Annotated in this window: 20 protein-coding genes; 11 read left to right on the forward strand and 9 right to left on the reverse strand. The window is 65.8% G+C overall.

All coding sequences use genetic code 11. The features are described 5' to 3' along the window. Window positions 1–4 precede the first annotated feature (4 nt). Window positions 5–1,072, forward strand: a complete 1,068-nt coding sequence (gene dinB / locus ACI2KK_RS25345) for a DNA polymerase IV (protein WP_404671128.1) — start codon at window positions 5–7, stop codon at window positions 1,070–1,072. Here dinB and ACI2KK_RS25350 read toward each other — a convergent pair. From ACI2KK_RS25350 to ACI2KK_RS25380, 7 genes are all read right to left on the reverse strand, one after another. Continuing rightward, window positions 1,026–1,898 carry a helix-turn-helix domain-containing protein gene (locus tag ACI2KK_RS25350; RefSeq protein WP_404671111.1) on the reverse strand — a complete coding sequence of 291 codons (873 nt, stop codon included), beginning with the start codon at window positions 1,896–1,898 and terminating at the stop codon, window positions 1,026–1,028. The genes dinB and ACI2KK_RS25350 overlap by 47 nt on opposite strands. Then, window positions 1,895–2,209, reverse strand: a complete 315-nt coding sequence (locus ACI2KK_RS25355) for an AzlD domain-containing protein (protein ID WP_217839022.1) — start codon at window positions 2,207–2,209, stop codon at window positions 1,895–1,897. The genes ACI2KK_RS25350 and ACI2KK_RS25355 overlap by 4 nt, the downstream gene beginning before the upstream one ends. Further along, window positions 2,206–2,904: an AzlC family ABC transporter permease gene (locus ACI2KK_RS25360; RefSeq protein ID WP_369986923.1), complete on the reverse strand. Its 699-nt coding sequence runs from the start codon at window positions 2,902–2,904 to the stop codon at window positions 2,206–2,208. Before ACI2KK_RS25360 ends, ACI2KK_RS25355 begins: the two co-directional genes overlap by 4 nt. Window positions 2,905–2,976: 72 nt before the next feature. Continuing rightward, on the reverse strand, window positions 2,977–3,693 hold the full coding sequence (locus ACI2KK_RS25365) for a sel1 repeat family protein (protein WP_404671112.1): 717 nt from the start codon (window positions 3,691–3,693) through the stop codon (window positions 2,977–2,979). A 106-nt stretch (window positions 3,694–3,799) separates the two neighbouring features. Beyond that, window positions 3,800–4,897 carry a hypothetical protein gene (locus ACI2KK_RS25370; protein WP_404671113.1) on the reverse strand — a complete coding sequence of 366 codons (1,098 nt, stop codon included), beginning with the start codon at window positions 4,895–4,897 and terminating at the stop codon, window positions 3,800–3,802. 38 nt (window positions 4,898–4,935) lie between these two features. After that, window positions 4,936–5,565, reverse strand: coding sequence for a LysE family translocator (locus ACI2KK_RS25375; RefSeq protein WP_404671114.1), 630 nt, complete (start codon window positions 5,563–5,565; stop codon window positions 4,936–4,938). Window positions 5,566–5,567: 2 nt separating this feature from the next. Continuing rightward, entirely contained in the window at window positions 5,568–6,344 is a 777-nt protein-coding gene (locus ACI2KK_RS25380) for a YqcI/YcgG family protein (RefSeq protein ID WP_404671115.1), read from the reverse strand. A gap of 172 nt (window positions 6,345–6,516) precedes the next feature. On the opposite strand from ACI2KK_RS25380, the gene ACI2KK_RS25385 reads away from it, so the two are divergent. Next, the gene (locus tag ACI2KK_RS25385) at window positions 6,517–7,437 is read left to right on the forward strand and encodes a LysR substrate-binding domain-containing protein (protein WP_404671116.1); all 921 of its coding nucleotides are present in this window, start codon (window positions 6,517–6,519) and stop codon (window positions 7,435–7,437) included. On the opposite strand, the gene ACI2KK_RS25390 is transcribed toward ACI2KK_RS25385, so the two are convergent. Beyond that, the gene (locus ACI2KK_RS25390; RefSeq protein WP_404671117.1) at window positions 7,418–8,329 is read right to left on the reverse strand and encodes a LysR family transcriptional regulator; all 912 of its coding nucleotides are present in this window, start codon (window positions 8,327–8,329) and stop codon (window positions 7,418–7,420) included. The genes ACI2KK_RS25385 and ACI2KK_RS25390 overlap by 20 nt on opposite strands. 116 nt (window positions 8,330–8,445) lie before the next feature. On the opposite strand from ACI2KK_RS25390, the gene ACI2KK_RS25395 reads away from it, so the two are divergent. The 7 genes from ACI2KK_RS25395 (at window position 8,446) to ACI2KK_RS25425 (ending at window position 20,051) form a co-directional block, all read left to right on the forward strand. Next, on the forward strand, window positions 8,446–9,642 hold the full coding sequence (locus tag ACI2KK_RS25395) for an MFS transporter (protein ID WP_404671118.1): 1,197 nt from the start codon (window positions 8,446–8,448) through the stop codon (window positions 9,640–9,642). 230 nt (window positions 9,643–9,872) lie between these two features. Then, window positions 9,873–12,233 carry a DNA polymerase II gene (locus ACI2KK_RS25400; protein ID WP_404671119.1) on the forward strand — a complete coding sequence of 787 codons (2,361 nt, stop codon included), beginning with the start codon at window positions 9,873–9,875 and terminating at the stop codon, window positions 12,231–12,233. A 76-nt stretch (window positions 12,234–12,309) separates the two neighbouring features. Beyond that, entirely contained in the window at window positions 12,310–16,779 is a 4,470-nt protein-coding gene (locus ACI2KK_RS25405; RefSeq protein WP_404671120.1) for an NEL-type E3 ubiquitin ligase domain-containing protein, read from the forward strand. 434 nt (window positions 16,780–17,213) lie between these two features. After that, a complete protein-coding gene (locus ACI2KK_RS25410; protein WP_404671121.1) occupies window positions 17,214–17,768 on the forward strand; it encodes a DUF4174 domain-containing protein in 555 nt (184 codons plus the stop codon). 169 nt (window positions 17,769–17,937) lie between these two features. After that, on the forward strand, window positions 17,938–18,423 hold the full coding sequence (locus ACI2KK_RS25415; protein WP_404671122.1) for an EF-hand domain-containing protein: 486 nt from the start codon (window positions 17,938–17,940) through the stop codon (window positions 18,421–18,423). Between the two features lie 88 nt (window positions 18,424–18,511). Beyond that, window positions 18,512–19,345: a DUF692 domain-containing protein gene (locus ACI2KK_RS25420; RefSeq protein ID WP_404671123.1), complete on the forward strand. Its 834-nt coding sequence runs from the start codon at window positions 18,512–18,514 to the stop codon at window positions 19,343–19,345. After that, window positions 19,338–20,051, forward strand: coding sequence for a DUF2063 domain-containing protein (locus tag ACI2KK_RS25425; RefSeq protein WP_404671124.1), 714 nt, complete (start codon window positions 19,338–19,340; stop codon window positions 20,049–20,051). Before ACI2KK_RS25420 ends, ACI2KK_RS25425 begins: the two co-directional genes overlap by 8 nt. 98 nt (window positions 20,052–20,149) lie before the next feature. Here ACI2KK_RS25425 and ACI2KK_RS25430 read toward each other — a convergent pair whose 3' ends face one another. Further along, the gene (locus ACI2KK_RS25430) at window positions 20,150–21,106 is read right to left on the reverse strand and encodes a DMT family transporter (protein ID WP_404671125.1); all 957 of its coding nucleotides are present in this window, start codon (window positions 21,104–21,106) and stop codon (window positions 20,150–20,152) included. 105 nt (window positions 21,107–21,211) lie between these two features. Between ACI2KK_RS25430 and ACI2KK_RS25435 the strand changes: the two genes are divergently transcribed. Both ACI2KK_RS25435 and ACI2KK_RS25440 read left to right on the forward strand, forming a co-directional pair. Then, entirely contained in the window at window positions 21,212–22,096 is an 885-nt protein-coding gene (locus ACI2KK_RS25435) for a LysR substrate-binding domain-containing protein (RefSeq protein WP_404671126.1), read from the forward strand. A gap of 171 nt (window positions 22,097–22,267) precedes the next feature. Next, entirely contained in the window at window positions 22,268–23,428 is a 1,161-nt protein-coding gene (locus ACI2KK_RS25440) for a diguanylate cyclase domain-containing protein (protein WP_404671127.1), read from the forward strand. The last annotated feature ends 175 nt before the right edge of the window (window positions 23,429–23,603 follow it).

Raw genomic sequence — 23,603 nt, forward strand, 5'->3', positions numbered from 1 at the left:
AGGTGTGTTGGGCGAGGAGCGCAAGTTCATCCATGTCGACATGGACTCGTTCTTTGTGTCGGTGGAGCTGCTGCACGCGCCCTGGCTGCGTGAACGGCCGGTGGCTGTGGGCGGCAGCGCAGCGCAGCGGGGTGTGATCAGTACAGCCAGCTATCTGGCCAGGCAATTTGGCGTCAAGAGTGGCATGGCCACCGCCACCGCGCAGCGATTATGCCCGGAGCTAGTTTTGCTGCCGGTGCGTTTCGAGCGCTATGAAGACATTACCCGTCAGCTCGAGTGCATTTTTCGGCGTTACACCGCCAAGGTGGAATTCCTGTCGCTGGATGAAGCGACCCTGGATGTTACCGGGCAGTTGCATTGCAACGGGTCGGCCACCTATATGGCGACGCAGATTCGCGCGGCCATTGCCGACGAGCTTCAACTGACCGCGTCGGCGGGCGTGGCACCATTGCGCTACCTGGCCAAGATCGCCTCGGAAGTTAACAAGCCCAACGGCCAGTTCGTAATCGCCCCTGAACAAGTTCAAGCGTTTCTGGCAACCCTGGACATTCGCAAGATCCCCGGTGTTGGGCCCAAGACCTGGGGGGGGTTGGAGAGTCTGGGCTGTCGCCTGTGTGGAGATGTTACCCACGAGAAGATTCCTACACTGCTGCGCCACCTGGGAGTACATGGGTTCTATGTTTGGGAGCGTTGCCAAGGCAAGGAGGAGCATGAAGAAAAAATCGGTGAGTTGCGGTCGGTGGGGGTCGAATACACGCTGCCGGTCGATTGTTACGACCTGCAGTCCTGTACTGAACAATTGGAACTGCTAATGGCCGAGCTGCTTACGCGGTTGGCGGCGCTCGATGAGCCGCCGCACATTGTGCGCAATCAGGTTAAGTTGAAGTTCGGTGACTTTTCCATTGCCAGCACCGAGGCCGCCGCTTCGGGCCTGCAGCCGGAGGTGGTGCATGGCTTGTGCCGTCGGCTGTGGGAAAGCAAGCGAGAGGGGCGGGCGGTACGCTTGGTGGGTGTTGGCGTAAAGATCAGGCGAAAGGATGTGGATCAATTGCAGCTGGAGCTGCCGTGGTGAGCAGGCACGCCTGCCGGTAGGCCCCAGGCGTCACGCCATAGGCCTGCTTGAACTGCCGGCTCAGGTGGCTCTGGTCGGCAAAACCCAGGGCCAGCGCAACCTCCAGGGCCGGCAGCCCGCTGCGCAGCAGCTCCCGCGCGCGTGCCAGGCGGCGCTGCTTTAGCCAGGCGTGGGGCGGCAGGCCGGTGGCCTGACGGAATACCCGGGCGAAGTGGAACGGCGAGAGGTTCACGGCGGCGGCCAGGTCCTCCAGCGAGGGCGGCTCGGCCAGGCGGCTCTCCAGCAGCTCGCGCGCACGGGCCACTGCCAGCGGCTCCTTGCCGGGGGCGGCGGGCTCGCCGTAGTGGCCGTGGCGCTGCACCAGCGCCAACACTGCCTGGCGCCAGGCGGTTTGTTGCTCCAGCGCACTGGCGCCGGCCTCGCAGCGTTGGTTCAGTTGGCTGAAGGCGGCGGCCAGGGCTGGGTCGTGGATCACGCTGTCCTTGAAATACGGCATGCCATGGCGGCTCAGCTCCAGCTCGTCGAGCACTCCGGTGACCCGGGCGTGCTCGGGGTAGAAGCCCCGGTAGCGCCAGCCGGCCTCGTGGGCGGTGGCGCCGGTGTGCAGCTCGTCCGGGTTGATCAGCACCATGCTGCCGACCGGCGCCAGGTGCTCGCTGCCACGGTGCCAGAAACGCTGCGCGCCCGACTCGATCACGGTGAACACGTAACCTTCATGCACATGCGGGGCGAAGCGCTGCTGCAGGTAGCGCGCGTGCAGCATCTCGACGTCGCCGAGCGCCGGCGCCTGCCACAGGTGGGTCTGTTCGCGCAGGGGCGTGGTCATGCCAGCCAGCTGCGCAGGAGGAAGAAGATCAGCATGCTCACCAGCATGCTCAGCAACACGCTGCGGGTCAACAGCACCAGGGCGATGGCCACCAGCGCGCCGAGCAGGTAGGGGTTGAGCAGGCTCAACTGCAACTGATGCTCGGGCAGGAAGATGATCGGCCCGCAGATGGCAGTAAGCATGCCGGGCACGGCAAAGCCGAGGAATTGCCGGGCATTGGAGCTCAGCCGCAGCGGCAGGCGTGGTTCGAGGAAGGCGTAGCGGTTGAGGAACACCACCGCGCCCATGGCGAAGATCAGCAGCCAGATCATGGGCGGCCTCCGGAGAATTTCTGGCAGATGAAACCGGCGGCCATGCCCAGCAGGCCGGCTGCCACCAGCGCGGTTTCCCAGTGCCAGTAGCTGAACAGCACCGAGCAGAACAGCGACACGGCTACGCACACCACGGTTGGCAGGTTGCGCACCAGCGGCGCGATCAACGCGACGAAGGTGGCGACGATGGAAAAGTCCAGGCCCAACTGGTCCAAGTGCGGGATGTTCTGGCCGAGGACGATGCCGGCCAGGGTGAACAGGTTCCACGCCACGTAGAAGGTCAGGCCCACGCCCAGGGCATACCAGCGGTTGAACTGCTGCTGGTCGTGGTGGCTGGTCAGGGCGAAGAACTCATCGGTGAGCAGAAACCCCAGGCCCAGCCGCCAGCGGGTTGGCAGCCCCGACAGCACCGGGCGCATCGACAACCCGTAGAGCAAGTGCTGCGAGGTCAGCAGCAGGGTGGTCAGCAGGATCGAGAACAGATTGGCGCCGCCCTTGAGCATGCCGATGGCCACCAGTTGCGCGGCACCGGCAAAGACGATGGCCGACAGGCCCTGGCCTTGCCAGGGGCTGAGGTTGGCCTCGATGGCCATTGAGCCTGCCAGCAGCCCCCAGGGGGCGACGGCCAGGGACAGTGGCAGGATGGCGATGGCACCCTTGGTAAAGGCATGGCGAGCAACGGCGGGGCTGGGCATGGGTACTACAACGATTCGACAGGGCAGGCCAGCATGCCAGACGGCCGTTACCGCTGGCTTGAACGATCTTGCTCAGCGGCTGCTGGTCAGGCGCTGAGCGGCGGTGGCGCAGCCATTGATGTCCACGGCCTTTTGCAGCAGTGCCTGGCGCCGCGACGGGTCGAGGTCGCCGAGCAGGCGGTACACCTCGGCCTGGTAATCGCGCTGGCGGCCCCACTGCATCTCCAGCCCCTGCGGGCGGGCGCGGCTGCACGCCAGGCGGGCGGCTGGCTGCGGGTAGTAAGGGGCATACAGGGTGGCCATGCTTGGCACCGTCTCCAGCGCTTCACGGTACGCGGGGCTTGCGTTGTAGGGTTGGCACCAGTGGGCGATGGCCAGTGCCGGCGGGGCGAAGCCCTGCTTGAGGCTGGCCTCCAGCAGCGGGCAGGCGGCGTCGGCGATCTGCGCGGCGGGCAGGTAGGTGGTGTAGTACAGCGCCAGGCGGTACTGCGCCACCGGGTGCCCTAAAGCCACGGATTTTTCCAGCAGCGCCACGGCGGTGGGCAGGGTGCGCGCCATGGCCTGGCCCTGGCGGCTCAGTTCAGGGTCTGTGCTGGCGGTGCGCAACGGGCTGGGGCTGTCGTCCACTGCATCGGCCTGCTCCAGCAGCGGCAGGGCCTGGCGGTACAGCAGGTCGGCATGGGGGTCGATGCTTACCTCCAGGGCCTGCGCGGCGAATGCGTTCAACAGCAGCGGCAGGGCTGCGATGCGCAGCAGGCGCGAGCGTGGAAAAGCAGCTTTGAAGGTCATGGCGATTACGCGAGGGCCTCAGGCGGGTCAGGGCGACGACGGCGTATTCTAGCCAGCCATCGGCATTTGCCGAAACCCCGCTGTCGTGACTATCGGACGAAGCCCGTCATGCCAGCCTTGCAGGGGTGCCCCTGGCCGCTGCGTATTTGTCCTGTGCCAGGCCCAGCTTGGCGGTGATCACCTTGGCCAGGGCGTTGTTGCCCAGGTCATTGAAGTGCAGGCGGTCGACGAACAGGTGCTCGGCAAATACCGGCGAGCTGCTGAGCATGCCGTTCATGTCGTAGCAGGGGACCGGGTCGGCCTGGCTTTTCAGGCGACGGAAGAATGCCGGGTGCAACTGGCGCTCGAACGTGGCGTCCAGCAGCCGGTCGAAATTGCTCGGTTGTTGCTGCAAACCCTGCAGCATTTGCTGTTCACCGGCAGGCACAACGTCCCGGCACCATGGCAGCAGCGGTTGGAGGATGAAGGTGAGGCTGGTGTGGCTGTTGGCCAGCAGGCGTTCCCATTGGCACAGGGTGCGGCCGATGCAGTCGGCGGCGGCGGCCAGGCGTTTGTCGGGCGCAGGGAGTGTGTCCAGGGTTGGCCAGGCTTGCGGCTGGCGTGGCGCCATGGCGTCGGCCAGGCGCCGCCACAGCGAGTCCTGACGGGGTTCGGCGGCGGCCTGAACCCCTTCGTTGAAACGGTTGAGAAAAGCCTGGTAGGCCTGGGCGCGGTGGGGGTCCTGGCTGCCGGCCAGCAGGTCGGCCAGGGTGTCCTGGGCGAGGGTGTTGAGGCCGCTCAGGACCACCACGTGGCCTACCTGGCCGAGGCGGTGCTGGTGGGTCAGGAACATCAGCAGCTCTTGTGTGGCGCTGAGCCCGCAGCCCGCCAGGGTCAGCCACACCTCGCCGGTCAGCGCCGAAAGGCAGGAGGCCACCGTGTATTCGTCGCAGCTGGCACCGATGCCAAGGGCGCACGAGCCGCCTACCAGCAAGTTGACCCGCGCCGAACCGCCACGCTCGGCCAGCGAATGGCGCTTGCCGGCGAGGTAGCTGTAGCGCATGCCCAATGCGTCGGTATTGATGGTGCCCGAGCGGTAACCACGCTCATGCACATACAGCGTTTGTGGCGCACGGCGGCTGCCCAGTTGCAGAAAACGCTGGTAGTCCAGTTGCAGGGGGAAGGCGGTGCCCACGCTGTGCATCGAGGTATCGCGGCTGCGCATGGGCGCTCCTTCGTTATTGTGGTTGTCGAAGCCGGTTTTCAGGCCGCCAGTTCACGCAGGTTGTAAGCCAGGCCCACGGCGGCGATCAGCAGCAGCGCGACCCCCGATGCCAGGCTGATGATGCGGCTGCTGCGCTGCGAGGCGATGCGGCCGATGGCGAAGATGTAGAGGCTGAGCACGGCGAAGTCGATGGCGATCCACAGCAGTGACAGCACCACCATGCTCTTGCCGAACGACTCGGTGATCTGGATGAACTGCGGGAAGAACGAGATGAAGAAGATGATGTCCTTCGGATTGGAGATGCCCACCATGAACCCTTGCAGCAAACCGCCACGGCCGGGGGGCACGGCGGCCTGCTCGGCGACGGGGGCAACTGGCGCCTGCAGGGCCTCGCGCAGGGTGCCCAGGGCGATGTAGCCGATGAACAGACAGCCCACAAGGCTCATGCCGTTCAGCCAGGCCTTGTCGATGGCGGCGCTGGTCATGATGATCCAGGCTGCGGCGCCAATCAGCACCAGCGATGCCCAGTTGGTGCCGATGGCGGTGAACAGCGCCTTGCGCGAGCCGGAGGCGGCGGCGGTATTGACGATCAGCGCTACCACCGGGCCTGGCGTGGCGATCAGCAGCAGGACGGTGAGGGCATAGGTGGCGGTAAGTGCGGTATTCACGTTCAGTTCTCGATCAGTGAGTCGGTTGTTGCAGCGGCGTGGAACGGGCAACGCGCCGGGTTCAGCGAGCCGGGTTCCTGCAGCTGGTACTGCTGCCATTCGTAGTTGTCGTGATGGCCGAAAAAACCCAGGGTGTCGGGCATCACGCCGTCGTTGTAGTGGCCCACCCGCTCGCGAATACGGGCGCGGATGCGCTGGCCGCTGTCGGTTGCGGCGCTGGCCACTTCGTCGAAGCTCTCGCGCGGGTTGACCACCCAGGCGATGTGCTTGCCCAGGTTGCGGCTTTTCATCAACTGGTGGGCGGGGAAGTTCATGTTGATGAACAGCGGCATGCCGGCGAAGCAGAACGCCCATTGTGCGTCGTGCGGGTCGCGTGGCATGCCGGCGGGCCAGGGTTGCGGGTCGCGGGCGTGTACCTGGCCCAGCACGTCCCAGGCCAGCGCCTGTTGCTGCGCAAGTGTGGTGTCGGGGGCGGTTTCAAGAAACACCAGCAGCGGGTTGCCGACCCGCTGCTTGAGGGGTATCGGCGCGATGGTGCTGATGTAGTCGGCAAGGCCGCGGGCGATATCGGCGGCCAGGTTGCCGGCGCGGGCGAAGATGATGTGGCAGGTGCGTGCATTCACCGCCTTGCGCCCGAACAGGCAGGGGAAGTCGGGGTTGGCGAGGGTTTCCTTGAAGTGTTGCAAGGCTTTGTGTGTCCAGTGGTGCCTGTTTTGCACATGTTCATCGGCGAGCTCGAGCGCATCCAGGCGGTAGCAGTTTCCATAACCCGTAAACATGATTTCCCCAGGGGTGTTCGCATCTGAAATTTGAGAGGGTTTCCGGCTTTTTCATGCGGTTTACACTCTGTAATTATTGTTTTTGCAGCATTTTCCGATGCGTTCCCTGCATTGTAAAACGACTGGATCTATGACTTACTATTAGTCCTGCTCATGCTCTGGAATGCCCCTGATGTCGGAACGGATTCAAGCCTTGCATGCCCTGCGCGCCTTCGAAGTTGCCTCGCGCTATGGCTCCTTCACCCGCGCGGCCCAAGAGCTGGCGTTGACCCAGGGGGCGGTCAGCCACCACATCAAGACCCTCGAGGCGCTTTTCGGTTGCGACCTGTTCGAGCGCCGCGGCCCCAAGTTGCGTCTGACCGAGCACGGCAGCCTGCTGGCCCAGGAGCTCAAGGTCGGTTTCAAGATCATCGAGAACGCCTGCGCGCTGCTGCGCCAGGACCGCTACGGCCTGCGTCTGAAAGCCCCGTCCACGCTTACCGTGCGCTGGTTGCTGCGGGCCCTTGACGGCTTCAAGAAGCTCGACAGCAACTGCCCGGTGCAACTGTCGAGCGTGTGGATGGACATCGACTCGGTGGACTTGTACTCCGAGCCATACGACTGCGCCATCCTGCTGGGCAACGGGCACTTTGCAGCCGATGTGGAGAGCCTGAAGCTGTTCGATGAATGGCTGATCCCGGTGTGCCACCCTGACTATCTGGCCGAGCCTGCGCCTGACTTGGCAGTGCTGCGCGATTGCGAGTTCCTCCACCCCTCGGCGGACCGCCGCGACTGGCGGCGCTGGTTGGCACGGGTGGATGGCCTGGACATCAACATTGACCAGGGCCAGGTGTTCGACACCCTCGACCAGGGTATTTCAGCGGCCCAGCAAGGGCTGGGCATCTCGGTGGTCGACCTGGTGCTGGCCACCGCCGACCTGGCCGCAGGCAACCTGGTCACGCCGTTCCCCCAGGCCGTGTCCACCGGCGACGGCTATTACATGATCTGGCTCAAGTCCAGCCCCAAGGCCCGGCAGATGGAGCGCCTGCGCGACTATCTGTTGGCCCAGGTCCCGGCACTGACCCGGCGCGACATCAGCTACCTGTACGGCTGAGCGAGGCGTTGGGGAACACCCGCTCGAGCATGAAGTCGATGAACACCCGCAGCTTGGGCGGCATGTGCCGGCCTGACGGCCAGAGCAGGTAGAAGCTGCCGCGCCGCTCGATGAAGTCGTCGAGCACACTCACCAGGTTGCCGCTGGTCAGCTCCTTGCGCACGTTGAAGTCCGGCAGGCAGGTGATGCCGCGGTGGTTGAGGGCAAAGCACACGCGGGTCTCGACATGGTTGCAGACCATCGAGATGGGGATGTCGTAGTCCTGCTCGGGGTGTTCGCGGCGCAGCGGCCAGGTTTCCAGCTTGCCGCTGCTGGGGAAGCGGTAGTGCAGGCAACTGTGCCCGGCTAGTTCGCGCGGGTGCAGCGGCGTGCCGCGCTCGCGCAGGTACTCGGGGGACGCCACCAGGCAGTGCTGGAAGTGGCCGAGAAACTTCGCGTTGAGCCGCGAATCCACCGGGTGCCCGCCGCGCAGCACCACATCGAAGCCCTCGCCGACGATATCGACCATGCGGTCGCTGAAGTCCAGGTCCAGTTCCACATCCGGGTAGCGCGCCATGAACTCCGCCAGGGCCGGCATCACCAGCCCGGTCACCTGCGGCAGGCTCACCCGCAGGCGCCCGCGCGGGGTGCTGCTGGCCTCCAGCAGCGCCTGCTCGGTGGCCTCGATCTCGGCCAGGATGCGCCGGCTGCGTTCCAGGAACAGTTCGCCCTCGGCGGTGAGGGTGATGCTGCGCGTGCTGCGGTGGAACAGCCGCACGCCCAGCCGGCCCTCCAGGCGCGAGACCCGCTTGCCCACCGCCGAGGCGCTCAGGCCCAGCGATTGCCCGGCGGCGACGAAACTGCGGGTTTCGGCCACCCGGTTGAAAACCACGAAACCGCTGAGGCTGTCCATGTTGCCCTCCGATTGCGGACATTGGTGTCCGAGGTGATCGGAATTCTACCCGTCTTTTTCCGTAATGCCTGCCCGTAGCAGGATGCCGGCCTGAATCAGCATTCAAAGGAACCCCCATGTCCACCTCGATCACCGCCGCCCAGGCACCTGCCCAGAGTACACGGCTACCGCTAAGTGGCCTGCTGGCCCTGGCCTTGACCGGTTTCATCGCCATCCTCAGCGAAACCCTGCCTGCCGGCTTGCTCGACCAGATTGCCGGTGGCATGCACATCAGCCAGGCCATGGCCGGGCAGTGGGTCACCGCTTATGCCCTTGGCGCGCTGTTGACGGCGATCCCGCTGGTGACCTTCACCCAGGGCTGGCGCCGGCGCCGGGCCTTGTTGCTGGCGATCGGCAGTTTCGTGCTGTTCAACGGCCTGACGGTGCTGTCCAGCGACAATCACCTGACCCTGCTGCTGCGCTTTTGCACCGGCGCGGCCAGCGGGCTGGCCTGGGGCCTGATTGCCGGGCATGCGCGGCGCATGGTGGCCCCGGCGCAGCAGGGCAAGGCCATGGCAGTGGCCATGCTCGGCCAGCCCATTGCGTTGTCGTTGGGTTTGCCGATTGCCACTTGGCTGGGGGCGTGGCTTGGGTGGCGTGCGACCTTCGCGGTGGTGACCCTGGCCGCCTTGTTGCTGGCCGTCTGGGTGCTGCGCGCGGTGCCGGACTTCCCCGGCCAGCAGGCCGGTCGGCGCCCGGCAGCGCTGGCGGTGCTGCGTACCCCGGGGGTGGCGCGGGTGCTGCTGGTGATCCTGGCCTGGATCCTGGGCCACAACATTCTTTATACCTACATCGTGCCGCTGCTCGCAGCAGCAGGCATGGCCGCCGACACTGGCCTGGTGCTGATGACCTTTGGCCTGGCGTCGCTGGCCGGCATCGCCCTGGTGGGGCTGTGCGTCGACCGCCACCTGCGCACTCTGGTGCTGCTGTGCCTGGCCGGCTTTGCCCTGGCCACCCTGGCGCTGGGCCAGGTACAGGGTTCGGCCTGGCTGATGCACGCCAGTGTGGCGCTGTGGGGGCTGACCTATGGTGGCGCGCCGACCCTGCTGCAAACCGCCTGCGCCGATGCGGCGGGCGAGGGTGGCGATGTGGCGCAGTCGATGCTGGTGACGGTGTGGAACAGCGCCATTGCGCTGGGCGGGATTGTCGGCGGGCTGCTGCTGAGCGGCGCGGGTGTCGGGGCTTTCGGGCCGGTGGCGCTGGGGCTGATTGCCTTGGCGTGGCTGCTGACCTACGGCGGGCGCAAGGCCGGGTTCACGGCGGGCGCGCGGTAAGGGCGCATTACATGAACCTCAGCCCTGCGCTGTACCTGTAGGAGCCGGCTTGCCGGCGATGAGGCCGGGGCAGGCACAAGCGGGGCGTGATAGGGCACCGGCTGCGCCGGTGATCGCCGGCAAGCCGGCTCCTACAGGGAAAGCGGCAGGTGCGTGCACCGCAGGCTTGCCCGGCGATTGCGGTACACTGGCCGCCTCGCAATCGCCCGCTCCCCCCGAGGTCCTTCGCAGTGCAGCTCCAAAAGGGCTTCGTCCTGACCCGCCATTGGCACGACACCCCCGAAGGTACCTGCGTGGAGTTCTGGCTGGCCACCGACCAAGGCCCGCGCCGCCTGCGCCTTGCGCCGCAACCTTCGGTGGCGTTCATCCCTGCCGCCCAGGCCGAGCACGCCCGGCTGCTGCTCGCCGGTGAGCAGGGCGTCGAGCTCAGGCCTTTGCAACTGCGTGACTTCGAGCAACGCCCGGTCATGGGCCTGTACTGCAACCAGCACCGCCAGATGATCGCCCTCGACAAGCGTTTGCGCGCCGTTGGCGTAGAGGTTTACGAGGCCGATATCCGCCCGCCCGAGCGCTACCTGATGGAGCGCTTCATCACCGCGCCGGTGCTGTTCGATGGCCAGCCCGATGCCCAGGGCGTGCTGTGCGGCGCCCAACTCAAGCCCGACCCGGACTACCGGCCGGCACTGCGCCTGGTGTCGTTGGATATCGAGACCAGCGAGCGCGGCGAGCTGTACAGCATCGCCCTGGAAGGCTGCGGCCAGCGCACCGTGTACATGCTCGGTGCAGATGACGGCCTGGCTGCGGACGTGGATTTCGAACTGCACTTCTGCCAGAGCCGCAGCGAGCTGCTGCAGTGCCTCAACCAGTGGCTGGCCCGGCACGACCCGGACGCGATCATCGGCTGGAACCTGGTGCAGTTCGACCTGCGCCTGCTGCACGAACACGCCAAACAGCTGAACGTACCCCTGGCCCTGGGCCGCGATGGCGCGCCGCTGCACCTGCGCGAACACGGCAGCCGCAGCCACTTCTTTGCCGAGGCACCAGGCCGCCTGCTGATCGACGGCATCGAGGCGCTGCGCTCGGCCACCTGGAGCTTCCCCTCGTTCAGCCTGGAGAGCGTCGCCCAGCAGTTGCTGGGGGAGGGCAAGGCGATTGACACCCCGTACCAGCGCATGGACGAAATCAACCGCATGTTCGCCGAGGACAAGCCGGCCCTGGCCCGCTACAACCTCAAGGACTGCGAGCTGGTGACGCGGATCTTCGCCCATACCCGCCTGCTGGAGTTCTTGCTCGAGCGCGCCAGCGTCACCGGCCTGCCGGTGGACCGCAGCGGCGGCTCGGTGGCCGCGTTCTGCCATTTGTACATTCCGCCCATGCATCGCCTGGGTTTCGTGGCCCCCAACCTGGGCAGCCGCCCGGACGAGGCCAGCCCGGGCGGCTTCGTCATGGATTCGCGCCCAGGCCTGTACGACTCGGTGCTGGTGCTCGACTACAAGAGCCTGTACCCGTCGATCATCCGCACCTTCCTGATCGACCCGGTGGGCCTAGTCGAAGGCCTGCGCCAACCCGACGATACGCATTCGGTGGAAGGCTTTCGCGGCGGGCGTTTCTCGCGCAGCCAGCACTGCCTGCCGGCTATCGTCGAGCGCGTGTGGCAGGGCCGCGAGGCGGCCAAGCGCACCGGCAATGCGCCGTTGTCCCAGGCGCTGAAGATCATCATGAACGCCTTCTACGGGGTGCTTGGCTCCAGCGGCTGCCGCTTCTTCGACCCGCGCCTGGCCTCGTCCATCACCATGCGCGGCCACCAGATCATGCGCCAGACCCGCGAGTTGATCGAAGCCCGTGGCTATGACGTGATCTATGGCGACACCGATTCCACCTTCGTCTGGCTCAAGGGCGCCCACGACGAGGAGGCGGCAGCGCGCATCGGCCGTGAACTGGTGGCCGAGGTCAACCAGTGGTGGGCGCGCCACCTGCAACAAAGTCTGGGGCTTGCCAGTGCCCTGGAGCTGCAGTTCGAAACCCACTACCGGCGCTTTCTGATGCCGACCATCCGCGGCACCGACGAAGGCAGCAAGAAACGCTACGCCGGCCTGGTGCAGCGCGCCGATGGCAGTGAGGAGATGGTCTACAAAGGCCTGGAGTCGGTGCGTACCGACTGGTCGCCGTTGGCGCGGCAGTTCCAGCAGGAGCTGTACGGGCGGGTGTTCCGTGGCCAGCCCTACCGCGACTACCTGCGCGCGACCGTGCAGGCCCTGCTGGCCGGCGAGCATGACGCGTTGCTGGTGTACCGCAAGCGCCTGCGCCGGCCGCTGGCCGAATACCTGCGCAACGTGCCACCCCATGTGCGTGCTGCACGCCTGGCCGACGACTACAACCTGCGCGTGGGCCGCCCCAGGCAGTACCAGAATGGCGGCTGGATCAGCTACGTGATCACCACGGCCGGCCCCGAGCCGCTTGAAAACCATCAGGCCCCCATCGACCACCAGCACTACCTGACACGCCAACTGCAACCTGTGGCCGACGCGATATTGCCGTTCGTAGGCGATGACTTCGCCGCCCTGATCGACCGGCAGATACCGCTTTTCTAACGATACATAAGCACCGCATGCGGTCTACCGCCCACCACTAGCCTGCCGGCTTTGATTGAAACCCGGAGGGTGTGTGATGTCCGTGCAACGCAGTGAAGCACAGCGATACCAGGACCAGATGATCGCCGACCGGCTGCCAGCCTGGGCCGCCAGGGCATCGGTCACCCAGATGCAGCAGCTGCACCAGGCCATGCTGGCCAGCCTGCAGGCGCGCGAGCGTTGCGCCGAACTGCTGGTTGGTTTGCAAGGCGTGCAGGCCTTCACCCGGCCATTGCTGCAGCAGGCCATGCAGGCACAGCTGGGGCTGGACGAGGCGTTGGTGGGCGTTCGCCAGGGCCACAAGGAGCCGGTGATTACCTCCCAACCGATTGGCTGGCCAGTCACCCAGGCCGTGTACTCAGTGATCACGCCATTGGAGGCAGCGCTTCGCAACTTCACGGCCGATCAAGCCCAGGGCCAGCAACTGGCCGGCAATCAGCTGGTGCATTTGCAGGGCCAGTCGGGCCAGCTGCCCAGCGCTGCGCGATTTGCAGCGTTCTGCCGAACCCTGGACCTGGGTGGCCAGTACCAACGTCACCTGGAAGAGGTTCTGCAACCGCAGCGGGCGCGCAACCTGCTGGCCGAACTGCAGCGCAGCGCGCTGAGGGTGGACGCGCACATAGGCTGGATTACAGGGGCGCTGGACGCCGACGAGCAGCGCTTGATTACCGGGCTGTGTGATCTGCAAAACCCGCTCAAGCTGCGTGGCGACCCGGTGCGTGCCAGGCGTTTGAAGCTGCTGGGTTGTAGCCTGGAGCAGATCGTCGTGCTGGATGTGCGTGACGAGAGCTGGAGCCCGCTGTACACCGCGTCGCGCAAGGTCATCGTGCACATTCCCGGTGACCCGGTTACGCCGCTGCGCAGCTACGACACCCTGCGCCAGTTCGCCAACGACCTGGGCAAGCGCCTGCGCACTGCCAGCTACCAGCGCTTCTTCAGCCGCTTTGTGCGCCGGCGTGACAGCCAGGCGTTCTTTGCCCAGGTCATTGGTGGTTATGCCGGAGTATCGGAGCTTGCCAACATCGACCTGGAGGAACACATGGTCGATTGGGGTTCGCCACTGTTCGACACCTTGGCGACCGCGCGCATTGCCCAGATCAAGGACGACGCCGCGCAAATCGCCACGCCGGTGGCCATGCTCGACCGAGAAGTGCAGCAGGCACATGACCAGCGCCTGGCGGCCGAAGGTTGGACGCTGCTCAACCTGGCCGGCCTGTTCGTGCCCGGGTTGGGCCTGGTGTTGCTGGGGGTGGCAGCCTGGCAGGTGCTGGGCGAGGTCTATCACGGTTTTGAAGCCTGGGATGAAGGTGATCGCAGCGCGGCCCTGGACCACCTGTGCCATGTGGCGACCGACGTGGCGGTGCTGGCGGCCACCGCTGCCGGTGTGGCGGTGGTGCGTTCGGCGTGGAGCCGCGCCGCGCTGGTGGATGAGCTGGTTCCGGCACGCCTTGCCAGTGGCGATGTACGCCTTGCCCGAGGCGAGTTATCGGCTTTTACCGAGACGCAGATTCCCGCTCAGGCACGGCGCGATCAGGCAGGTATCAGTGTTCTGGGGGAGCAGGCCTGGGTGCAGATGGAGGCGCGCGCCTATGCCGTCAGGCAGCGCCCGGTGGATGGGCGTTGGCAACTGCAAGCCCGGAACGGGCGCGCACCGCTTCTGCTGGGTAATGGTGCGGGCGCCTGGCGCCTGTGGTCGGAGGAGCCTGGCCGATGGAGCCGGTTGCAGTTGTTCCGGCGCCTGGGGTTGACCCAATACCCGCTGGAGGATGAAGACATCGAGCAGGTACTGCTGGCCACCGATACCCGCGAGGAGCACCTGCGAGCGATGCACCTGCGCGGCGAAGTGCCGGATGCACTATTGCGCGACTGCACCCGCCGTGCTGCGCTGGACGGCCGCATCCGGCGCATGGTCGCGCGTTTGCGTAGCGGCCAGCAGGCCGGGGACAGCACCGTGCGCACCCATGCCGAGCATTTGCCGGGCGGGCATGACCTGAACGACCAGCAATTGGCGGAGCTGGCGTGGCAGCAACGGCGGGCCTTGTTCGAGCGCCTCTACCACGCCAGCCAGGACAGCCAGACGCCACTGGTGGCGGCGCTGCTGCGCGCATTCCCGGGGTTACCCGACGATGTCGCCCAAGAACTGCTCGGGCAGGTAAGCGCGCTACAGCGTCAGCGGCTGGCCGACACTGGGCGGGTGCCCTTGGCCCTGGCCGAGGCCGCGGCCCAGGCATTGCGACGGGTTCGGCTGGCAAGGGTGTACGAGGGCTTGTATTTCGATACCCCGCAAACCCTGGACCATGCCCGGGCTGCGCTGGGTTTGCTGGCGCATTTGCCCGGTGTGCCGAGCGACCTTGGGATACAGCTGTATGACGGCCTGCAGGCAGAAGCACCGTTGTTGCAGAGTGCATCGAGCGCTGCGCGGCAGTTCGAACTGGTATACGGGACCGATGGCTTTCGATTGTTCGATGATCAGGGGCAGGCGTTGAGTGCCCAGGCTGCAGAGCTGTTCGAAACCCTCGCGGCGGCGTTCTGCGATGAGGATCGCAATGCTTTGGGTGTCGGCGAGCCGTTCGCACACAACCTGCGGGTATTGCTGGGGCGGTTGGCGGCCAGCAACCGAAGCCGGCTTGAAGGCGTGCTCGGCATGGGCGCCCCGCAGGGCTGGTTCAGGCCGCCCCAGCGCCTGGCGGACGGGCGCCTGGGCTACCCATTGAGCGGGCGCGGCGCCGGTCGCGGCCGGCCACGGGCGCTTTACGCCATGGTTCGCGCGCTGTACCCGCTGTATGAAGACCTGGAGATCGAACACTGGGCGCGCCGTGCCCGAGAGGCGGGCCAGCATGTGGAGGTGCAGTTGGGGCGCCTGGCCGGTGAACTGTCGGCCTTGCACAGCACCCTGCGTGACTGGGCCGGTGTTGCCACCAGCGGCAGCGAACGCAATGAGCGGCGGCATTTTGGTGAAGCACTGGTGCGCGGCTGGCAACGCATGGGGCCGCGGATCATTGGGGGTGGTGTGGAAGTGGCGGGCTACCGGATGAGCTTGCTGGGCATCAGCCTGGAGTCGCTGCCGGACCTGCCCGAGGTGATCAGCTTCGCCCATGTACGTGAGCTGTCATTCCGCGGCATGGGCCTGCGCCGGGTATCGCGGGGCTTTCTGCGGGCGTTCCCCGGCGTGCGCGTACTGGAGCTCAGCGGCAACCGGCTGGTAACCCTGCCCGAGGGGCTCGAGCGGCTGGTCGAGTTGACCGAGCTGGACCTGTATGACAACCAGATCGTCCTCGACTCGGCCCAGGTGCGCATACTGGAAGGGTGCGTGAGCCTGCGCTATCTGAACCTCTCGTTCAACCCGCTGGGGCGCACGTTCTCGGTGCGCCGCTTGAACCGGTTGCGCAACCTCAACCTGCGGGCGGCGCAGTTGCCGAGCGTGCCGCCGGACTTGCTGGGGCGGCTGGAGCTTGCCATCGCCGACCTGCGCAACAACCACATCACCACCTTGCCCGAGCGCTTTTTCCAGACCCCGTTGTGGATCAGCAGCTCGATCCTGCTGGAGCAAAACCCGCTGGATGGCGAAACCATGCTGCGTTTCGAGATGCACATGCGCACCCACTGGAGTGGCGACCTCGGTGCAGGGGCCGCGCCGGCCTCGGTCCGCCAGGGCTGGCTGCAGGCGATGGGGGATGCCGCCCGGGCCGAGCAGGGCGGTGATTGGGATGCGCTGGAGGCTGAGGAAGGTTCTGGCGATTTCATCGGCCTGCTTGGCAGGTTGCAGGACACCAGCGACTTTCGCCGGCGGCCGGCGGCGCTGGCGGAACGGGTGTTCTGCATGCTCGACGCCATGCGCGCCCACACCTCGCTGCGCGAGGCGCTTTTCGAGCAGGCCCGCCAGGTGCTGACCTGCCAGGACAGCGTGGCCTTGAGTTTCAGCAACCTGGAGCTGCGCATGCTGGTGTGGCAGGCGCAGACCGATGCGGGTACGGGCGGCGAGCAAGCGGCACTGCTGCACCTGGGCCGGCAGTTGTGGCGGCTGGACCAGGTGCAGGCGATCGCCCTCGAGGATATTGCGGCGCGCCAGGCCCAGGGGCGTGATGCCGACCAGATCGAAGTGGTGCTGGCCTATCGCATCGGGCTGCGTGAGTCACTGGACCTGCCGGCACAACCGGGTGACATGACCTTTGCCGAGGTCGCCAATGTGGGCGCAGAGCAGCTCGAGCAGGCCAGGGCCCAGGTACTGGCTGCGCAAACGCCTGAGCGGCTGGCTGAGTCGCTGGTCGACCGGGATTTTTGGCAGACCTGGCTGGAGCGCAGCCAGGCCGAGCGCTTGGCCGGCCTCGACGAGCCGTATCAGCAGCGCCTGGCCAGTTTGCTGGAACAGGCACAGGACGGGCCGGGCGGCGAGGGGGAGGCTGTGGCGCAAATGAACGCCGTGCGCGATGAGCGCGAGGCGGCGCGGCGCGGTTTGATGCTGGAGATGACCTTGCGGGTGTTGGGGGAGGGGGTGGATAGGGGATAGCGCTTTCAAAATGTTCGCGTCAGGGCTGCCAGGTGTTCGCCACAACCTTTGCAGCGCCTACAAAATCGAGCGCCGCGCGGGCGGCGCTCGATCTCATAGGCGCTGCAATACTATCGGCGAGCACCTGTATGCCCTGACGCGTCCCCCCCCAAGGGAAAAATCCCCCTCACCCCAGGAACCGCCCCGGCATTGTGATGATCTCACCCCCCAACCGCGCAAATCCTTACTGGATGTGACAACAGCCAAAAGTGGCAATGTGCCGCAGGCCATTGCCAGCAAAGGCTTGGGCTATGCTCAAACCAGCCACGCCCGGCCTTGGTCTGGACACCGCAAGTTACCTTTGCGCGCAGTATCGGCCTGGCCCATTGGTTTAGGCTCGCGTGCCGGACTTTTCGCAAAAGTCCGTAGTCTTGAGAATCGACAAGGAGATGCCCATGCTCGTCAGGTCACTGACCCTCGCCACCCTGTTCGCCTTCGCCGGCCCCTTGCTTGCCGCCGACAGCGATGCGCCCCTGGCCAAGGAGCTGGGCAAGGCACGGCCGCTGGTGGTGATCGCGCCCAGCAGTGCCGACCCGACCCTGCGCGGCCTGGAAGACGCCTTCAAGGACCCGGCCACCCAGGCCGGCTTCAAGCAGCGCGGGCTGGTGCTGTACAGCGTGGCGCAGATGATGGGCAAGCGTGAAGACAAGAACCTCGAGCAGCAGACCACCATGGCCCTGATCCGCGAACTCAAGCTGGGCGCCAGCAAGGGCACCAAGGTGATCCTGGTGGGCAAGGATGGCGAACGCCACGTGCTCAAGGATGACGACAGCGGCAGCAAGCTCGACCCGCAGGTGATCTTCAAGGCGGTGGATGAACTGCCGGCCAGCGAGCAGGCGGTCAGTGCGCCTGAACCGGTGGCTGCGGCGCCTGCCGAACCCAAGGCCAAGGACAGCAAGCCGGCCAAGCCCGCAAAACCTGCCGCACCGCCCAAGCCGCTGGACGACTGAGCCTGCCTGTTGCGGCCTTTTGCCTCGGGTAACAGGCCGCTTCGTGTATCCCACTGTATCTGCCCGTCGCAACGACCAGCTTGCATACAAAACCCCACCCGCCGCGATACACCCACGACACACCGCCACGGCTCAATGGCTCCACTTTCAAACCAAGTGGAGCGACACCATGAAAACTTCCAACAAGACCCTCGGCCTGCTCGGCGCCACCCTGTTCGGCGGCATGCTGCTGGGCAACAGTGCTTTTGCGGTCGAACCTTTGAGCCAGGGCTACCAGTTGGCAGCTGCCAAGACCACCGGCGAGGGCAAGTGCGGCGAGGGCAAGTGTGGTGCCAGTGGCAAGGCCACCCAGGCCGAAGGCAAGTGTGGCGAGGGTAAATGTGGCGCCAGCGGCAAGGCCGGCGGCGAAGGCAAGTGCGGTGAGGGCAAGTGTGGCGATGCCTCGTTCTCGCGTACCGACACCAACCACGACGGCAAGGTCTCGCGGGCGGAGTTCCTGGCCGTGGCCAAGGACCGCGCTGGCGAATTCGACAAGATCGACAGCAACCACGACGGCTTCATTTCCGAGCAGGAGGCCCATGACCACCTGGCGGCGGTCTACAAGGCCAATGGCAAGCCAATGCCTGCCGGGCTGTTCAGCCACCTGAGCAACTGAGCCCGGTCGCCGGGCACGCTCGCAACCACTTTACCGTGGGCGCGAGCTTGCCCGGCGATGCGGCCTGTGCCCTGACGGAGCATTCCCCATGACCCCATCCCCCCTTAATACCGGGCTCGGCCTGCGCCGCGGCCTGTTGCCCGAACTGCTGGCCCTGGAGCCGGGCACCCTGGACTTTCTCGAATGCGCCCCGGAAAACTGGATCGGCGTCGGTGGTGCCTACGGCCAGGCGCTTGGGCAACTGGCCGAGCGCTTCGCCATCAGTTGCCATGGCCTGTCGCTGTCCCTTGGCGGTACCGCACCACTGGATCAGACACTGTTGGTCCGCACCCGGCAGTTTCTCGACCGTTACCAGGTGCGCCTGTACAGCGAGCACCTGAGCTACTGCAGCGACGATGGCCACCTCTACGACCTGATGCCGATCCCCTTCACCGATGAAGCCGTTCTACAGGTGGCAGCGCGCATTCGCCAGGCCCAGGATCTGCTTGGCCGGCGCATCGCGGTGGAGAACATCAGCTACTACGCCGCGCCTTACCAGGCCATGAGTGAGTTGGCGTTCATTCGCGCGGTACTCGACGAGGCCGATTGCGACCTGCTGCTGGACGTCAACAATGTGTTCGTCAACGCCTGCAACCACGGCTACGACGCCGACGCCTTCCTGCAGGCGCTGCCGCAAGCGCGTGTGGCGGGCATGCATGTGGCCGGGCACTACGACGAAGCGCCAGACCTGAAAGTCGACACCCATGGCGCCCCGGTCAAGGACGCCGTATGGGCGCTGTATGCCCAGGCATGCCAGCGTTTCGGCGTGCAGCCCACGGTGCTCGAACGTGATTTCAACTACCCGCCGCTGGCCGAACTGCTGGCAGAGACCGCGCATATCCGCGCCCTGCAAGCACACCATGGAGTGCCTTGCCATGCCTGAGACCCTGCGCGATCAGCAGTTCACCTTTGCCCGGCATTTGCGCGACCCGGCCGCCAACCCACCGCCCCCCGGCATCGAGGCGCGGCGCCTGAAGGTGTACCGCGAGCTGTTCTACGGCGCCATCGAAGGACTGCTGGCCGGCAGTTTTCCGGTGCTGCGCCGCACCCTGGGGGAACAACGCTGGCACGCGCGGGTACAGGATTTTTACGCCAGCTATCGCAGCCAGACCCCGCTGTTTACCGAGTTGGCCGAGGCGTTCATCGACTACCTGCAAGGCATCGAGCCAGACGCGCCGTGGCAACTGGAACTGGCGCATTACGAATGGATAGAAGCGCAGCTGTACCTGAGCGATGCCCAAGACCCGGCCCACGACCCGACGGGCGAGCTGCTGGATGGCGAGCCGTTGCTGTCGTGCGTGGCCAGGGTGCTGGCCTACCGTTGGCCGGTGGAGCGTATCGGGCCGGACTATCAACCTGAAGAGCCGCCCGAGGCACCGACCTTGCTGATGGTCTACCGCGATGCGGACTTGCAGGTGCGTTTTGCGCGCATCGCGCCGCTGGCCTGGCAGTTGCTGGTGGGCCTGCCCGGTACCGGGCGCGAGCGCTTGCGGGCGCTGGGCAAGGATGAAGTGCAGCGCCAGGGGCTGGCGCTGCTGGAGGATTTGCGCAGGCAGGGGATTATCGTCGGTACCCGGCCATGTCAGTGATCGGTGGGGGGGGGGCAGTTGTCTTGTGCTGGCTGTGCCGGCGATGAGGCCGGTACAGCCGGCACAAAGCCGATGCTCCCACGCTGCCAGGCTCAGGCTTACGCCGTTGTCCGCTCGCCTTCGAGCTGCACCTCGGCCTTTTTAGCCGGCTTCAAGCGCGACACGGCAACCAGCACCAGCACCAGCCCGACCACCTGGTACAGCGAAATCTCCTCGCTGAGAATCGCCCACGATGCCAGCACCGTCAGTACCGGCCCCAGGTTACCCACCGCCGCCGTATGGGTCGGCCCCATGCGCTGGATCGCCAGCGCCACCCAGTAAATCGGCAGTACCGTCGAGAACAGGGCCATCAGCCCGGCGTTCCACCACACTGCGCTGGGCAGTTGCAGCAGGGGTGCTACATCCGCCACCAGCAGGTAATGGGCCAGCACCATCAATGAAGACGCCGTGCCGCACAGCCCGGCCAGGCGCATCGAGCCCATGCGCTTGAGCATCATGCCGGTGCCCGAGTAGTACAGCGCGTAGGTGACCGCACTGGCGAACACCCACAACGAGCCTGCCAGCACCTGGCTGCCCGCGCTGGCCACGCTGATGTCATGCACAAAAGCGATGCCCAGCCCCAGGTAGCACAGGCCCATGGCCGCCAGCGTACGCAGGGTGGGGCGCTCGCGCTGCACCACGGCCTGGATGAGCAGCACCAGGGTCGGGTAGGTGAACAGGATCAGCCGCTCGAGCCCGGCACTGATGTACTGCAAGCCATAAAAGTCGAACAGGCTGGCCAGGTAGTAGCCGAACAAACCCAGCACCGCCACCCGTAGGCCATCGCCCAGGGTCAGTGGCGCGTCACCCTGGCGGCGGCTGGCCCAGACCAGCCACAGGAACAGCGGCAGCGACAACGCCATGCGCAGCGCCAGCAGGCTGATGGCGTCCACCGGGCCTGCGGCATAGGCGAGCTTGACGAAGATGGCCTTGAAGCTGAAACCCAGTGCCGCCAGCACGGCATACAAGCTGCCATTGGCGAGGGCGCGGTGGAGCGGGGCGGGCAGGGTGGTCATGGTCGATCCGTAACAAGATGAGTCGTGGCTTATTCTGCGCAGAACGCCAAGGCGCTAGAATCGCTTTTTATCGAATATGGCGTTCTGATTTGGAGAAGCCCTGTAATGCATTTCGACCTGCCCGACCTGCGCCTGCTGGCCGCCATCGCCGCTACCGGCAGCCTGAGCAAGGCCGCCGCCACCTTTCCGGTGGCGGTCTCGGCGGCCAGCACCCGGCTGCGTCTGTTCGAGCAGCGCAGTGGCCTGACCCTGTTCACCCGCAGGGCCGATGGCATGCAACTGACCCCGGCCGGGCGGCTGGTGCTGGAGTCGGCGCGCGGGGTACTGAGCGAGTCGCAGAAACTGCAGGACACGCTCAAGGAACTGGCCGGCCAGCGCCGCATTACCCTGCACCTGGCGGCGTCCACGGTGACCAACAGTACCCTGCTGCCAGCGGTGCTCGGGCCATTTTTGGCGGACTACCCCGAAGTCGACCTGCAACTGGTGGAGCACAAAAGCGTCGATGTGCTGCGGGTGGTGCTGGCCGGCGACTGTGAGATCGGCGTGTACGACGGCAACCTGATCGACAACGGCCTGGTGTCGTTACCGTTTCGCACCGAGCGCCTGGTGTTGCTGGTGCCGGGCGACCATGCCCTGGCCGGGCGCGGGCAAATGCGCCTGGCCGATGCCTTGGGCCATGCCTTCGTCTGCCTGCCCTACGAGCGGGCCATGCAGCGTTTCGTCGAGGAGCTGGCGATGAACCTGGCCATGCCGCTGAAGGTACGGGTGCGGGCGCCGAGCTTCGAAGCCATCGCGCAGTTGGTGGGGCAGCGCGCCGGCATCGCCATGCTGCCGGAAACCGCCGCGCTGCGTGCCGAGCAGGAACTGCCGGTACGCCGGGTCGCGCTGGATGAGCGCTGGGCCACGCTGGAGCTGCGCATCTGTTTTCGCGGCTGGGAGGCGTTGAGTTCCCACGGCCGGCAACTGGTGGGCTTCCTGTCCGGGCAGTGAGGCGGGCCGGTGGATTTGCCGGCATTCCCCGGTAGACTGTCGCCTCGGGCTATTCGTGTGGGGTGTCTGGCACTTAAAATGCCATCATATGGATATCATTGTGCCCGGCGCAAATTCCCCTCCAGCGCTTACACTCACTGTTCGCACCAAAAGATACAGGCAGCTTTTTCCATGGCGTTCGACGCGTCCACCCTCCTTACCCTCACCATCGCCCTGGCGGCCGCTTCCGCCCTGTACCTGGCCGTCGAATGGCGCAGCGTGCGCGAGTCTTCGCTGCTGTGCTGGAGCCTCGGTTTCGCCATTATCAGCATCGGCTCTTCGCTGGCGCTGCTGCGCAGCAGCGGCTACCTGTTCATTGGTATCTGGTTCGCCAACGGCGGCTTGATCACCGCCCACTGGCTGTTCCTGCTGGGTGTGGCGCGCTTTACCGAAACGCGTTTGTCACGGGCCTGGTTGCTGGCGGTCCCGATATGGCTCGGCATGCTGCTGTTGCCGGGCTGGCCGTTGTGGTCGAAAACCCTGCTGGTGGTGCAATCATTGTTGATCGCGCTGTTCACCCTGCAGGCCAGTTGGCTGTTGCGGCCCCATGGCAAGTCGCTGGGTGTCGGGGCTGCGCAGCTGCGTGTCATCTTGCTGCTGCATGGGCTGTTTTACCTGTGCAAGACCTTGCCGGCGCTGGTTTCTGGCACGCTGATCGACCTGACTGCGTTCCGCGGCCTGATCATCCAGGTGTCGCTGGTGGAGGGGGCCATGGCGATCATGTTGATCGCCCTGTCGATGACCGGCACGGTGCGCAACCGCCGCGAGGAACGCATCGAGCGCCTGGCGGCCCGTGACCCGCTGACGGCGTTGTATAACCGCCGGGCCCTGGAGGTGCGGGCGCCGCACGTGTTTGCCACGGTGGCAACGGGTAACCCGGGAGCTTTGCTGCTGATCGACATCGACCATTTCAAGCTGGTCAACGATTACCACGGCCATGCTGCGGGCGACCGGCTGCTGGTTGCCCTGAGCGAGATGATCCGTGCGCTGCTGCCGGAGCGGGCGATTGCTGCGCGCCTGGGGGGCGATGAGTTCGTGATTCTGTTGGGCGGTGCTTCGCGGGGGCAGATCGAGGCGTTGGCTGCGGCCTTGCGTCAGCAGTTTCAGCATGCGGCGGCGCAAACCTGCGCTACGCCCCAGGCGGTGACCTTGAGCATTGGCGGCAACCTGTTTGACCGGCCGCCGGCTAGCCTGGCGGCGCTGTTGGAGCAGGGGGATGTGCTGCTTTATGCGTCCAAGCGGAGTGGGCGTAATAGCCTGCAGTTGGTGGATGGGTCGCGGAGTACGGCTTGAGGTGTTTGGTTTTTTGGCTTGGGGGTGGTTGGTTTTTGTGAACTAAGATTGGTTGTTGGTTGGTTTTGAAAGTTGTAGGTGCATTCATTATTTGTAGTGACGCTTATTCACCTTTCCGCCCTTACGGCGGGTTACTTTTTTTCGTGGAAAAAAGTAACCAAAAACCGTGCGCTCC

The organism is Pseudomonas sp. NPDC089406, from assembly GCF_044900265.1.
Classification (GTDB): domain Bacteria; phylum Pseudomonadota; class Gammaproteobacteria; order Pseudomonadales; family Pseudomonadaceae; genus Aquipseudomonas; species Aquipseudomonas fakonensis.

Coding starts and splice junctions, on each gene's coding strand:
- ACI2KK_RS25390 (WP_404671117.1), bottom strand. CDS start 8,329: ATGGACAGCCTCAGCGGTTTCGTGGTTTTCAACCGGGTGGCCGAAACC.
- ACI2KK_RS25420 (WP_404671123.1), top strand. CDS start 18,512: ATGACCCCATCCCCCCTTAATACCGGGCTCGGCCTGCGCCGCGGCCTG.
- ACI2KK_RS25360 (WP_369986923.1), bottom strand. CDS start 2,904: ATGCCCAGCCCCGCCGTTGCTCGCCATGCCTTTACCAAGGGTGCCATC.
- ACI2KK_RS25410 (WP_404671121.1), top strand. CDS start 17,214: ATGCTCGTCAGGTCACTGACCCTCGCCACCCTGTTCGCCTTCGCCGGC.
- ACI2KK_RS25415 (WP_404671122.1), top strand. CDS start 17,938: ATGAAAACTTCCAACAAGACCCTCGGCCTGCTCGGCGCCACCCTGTTC.
- ACI2KK_RS25385 (WP_404671116.1), top strand. CDS start 6,517: ATGTCGGAACGGATTCAAGCCTTGCATGCCCTGCGCGCCTTCGAAGTT.
- ACI2KK_RS25365 (WP_404671112.1), bottom strand. CDS start 3,693: ATGACCTTCAAAGCTGCTTTTCCACGCTCGCGCCTGCTGCGCATCGCA.
- ACI2KK_RS25350 (WP_404671111.1), bottom strand. CDS start 1,898: ATGACCACGCCCCTGCGCGAACAGACCCACCTGTGGCAGGCGCCGGCG.
- ACI2KK_RS25430 (WP_404671125.1), bottom strand. CDS start 21,106: ATGACCACCCTGCCCGCCCCGCTCCACCGCGCCCTCGCCAATGGCAGC.
- ACI2KK_RS25355 (WP_217839022.1), bottom strand. CDS start 2,209: ATGATCTGGCTGCTGATCTTCGCCATGGGCGCGGTGGTGTTCCTCAAC.
- ACI2KK_RS25435 (WP_404671126.1), top strand. CDS start 21,212: ATGCATTTCGACCTGCCCGACCTGCGCCTGCTGGCCGCCATCGCCGCT.
- ACI2KK_RS25405 (WP_404671120.1), top strand. CDS start 12,310: ATGTCCGTGCAACGCAGTGAAGCACAGCGATACCAGGACCAGATGATC.
- ACI2KK_RS25425 (WP_404671124.1), top strand. CDS start 19,338: ATGCCTGAGACCCTGCGCGATCAGCAGTTCACCTTTGCCCGGCATTTG.
- ACI2KK_RS25370 (WP_404671113.1), bottom strand. CDS start 4,897: ATGCGCAGCCGCGATACCTCGATGCACAGCGTGGGCACCGCCTTCCCC.
- ACI2KK_RS25380 (WP_404671115.1), bottom strand. CDS start 6,344: ATGTTTACGGGTTATGGAAACTGCTACCGCCTGGATGCGCTCGAGCTC.
- ACI2KK_RS25395 (WP_404671118.1), top strand. CDS start 8,446: ATGTCCACCTCGATCACCGCCGCCCAGGCACCTGCCCAGAGTACACGG.
- ACI2KK_RS25440 (WP_404671127.1), top strand. CDS start 22,268: ATGGCGTTCGACGCGTCCACCCTCCTTACCCTCACCATCGCCCTGGCG.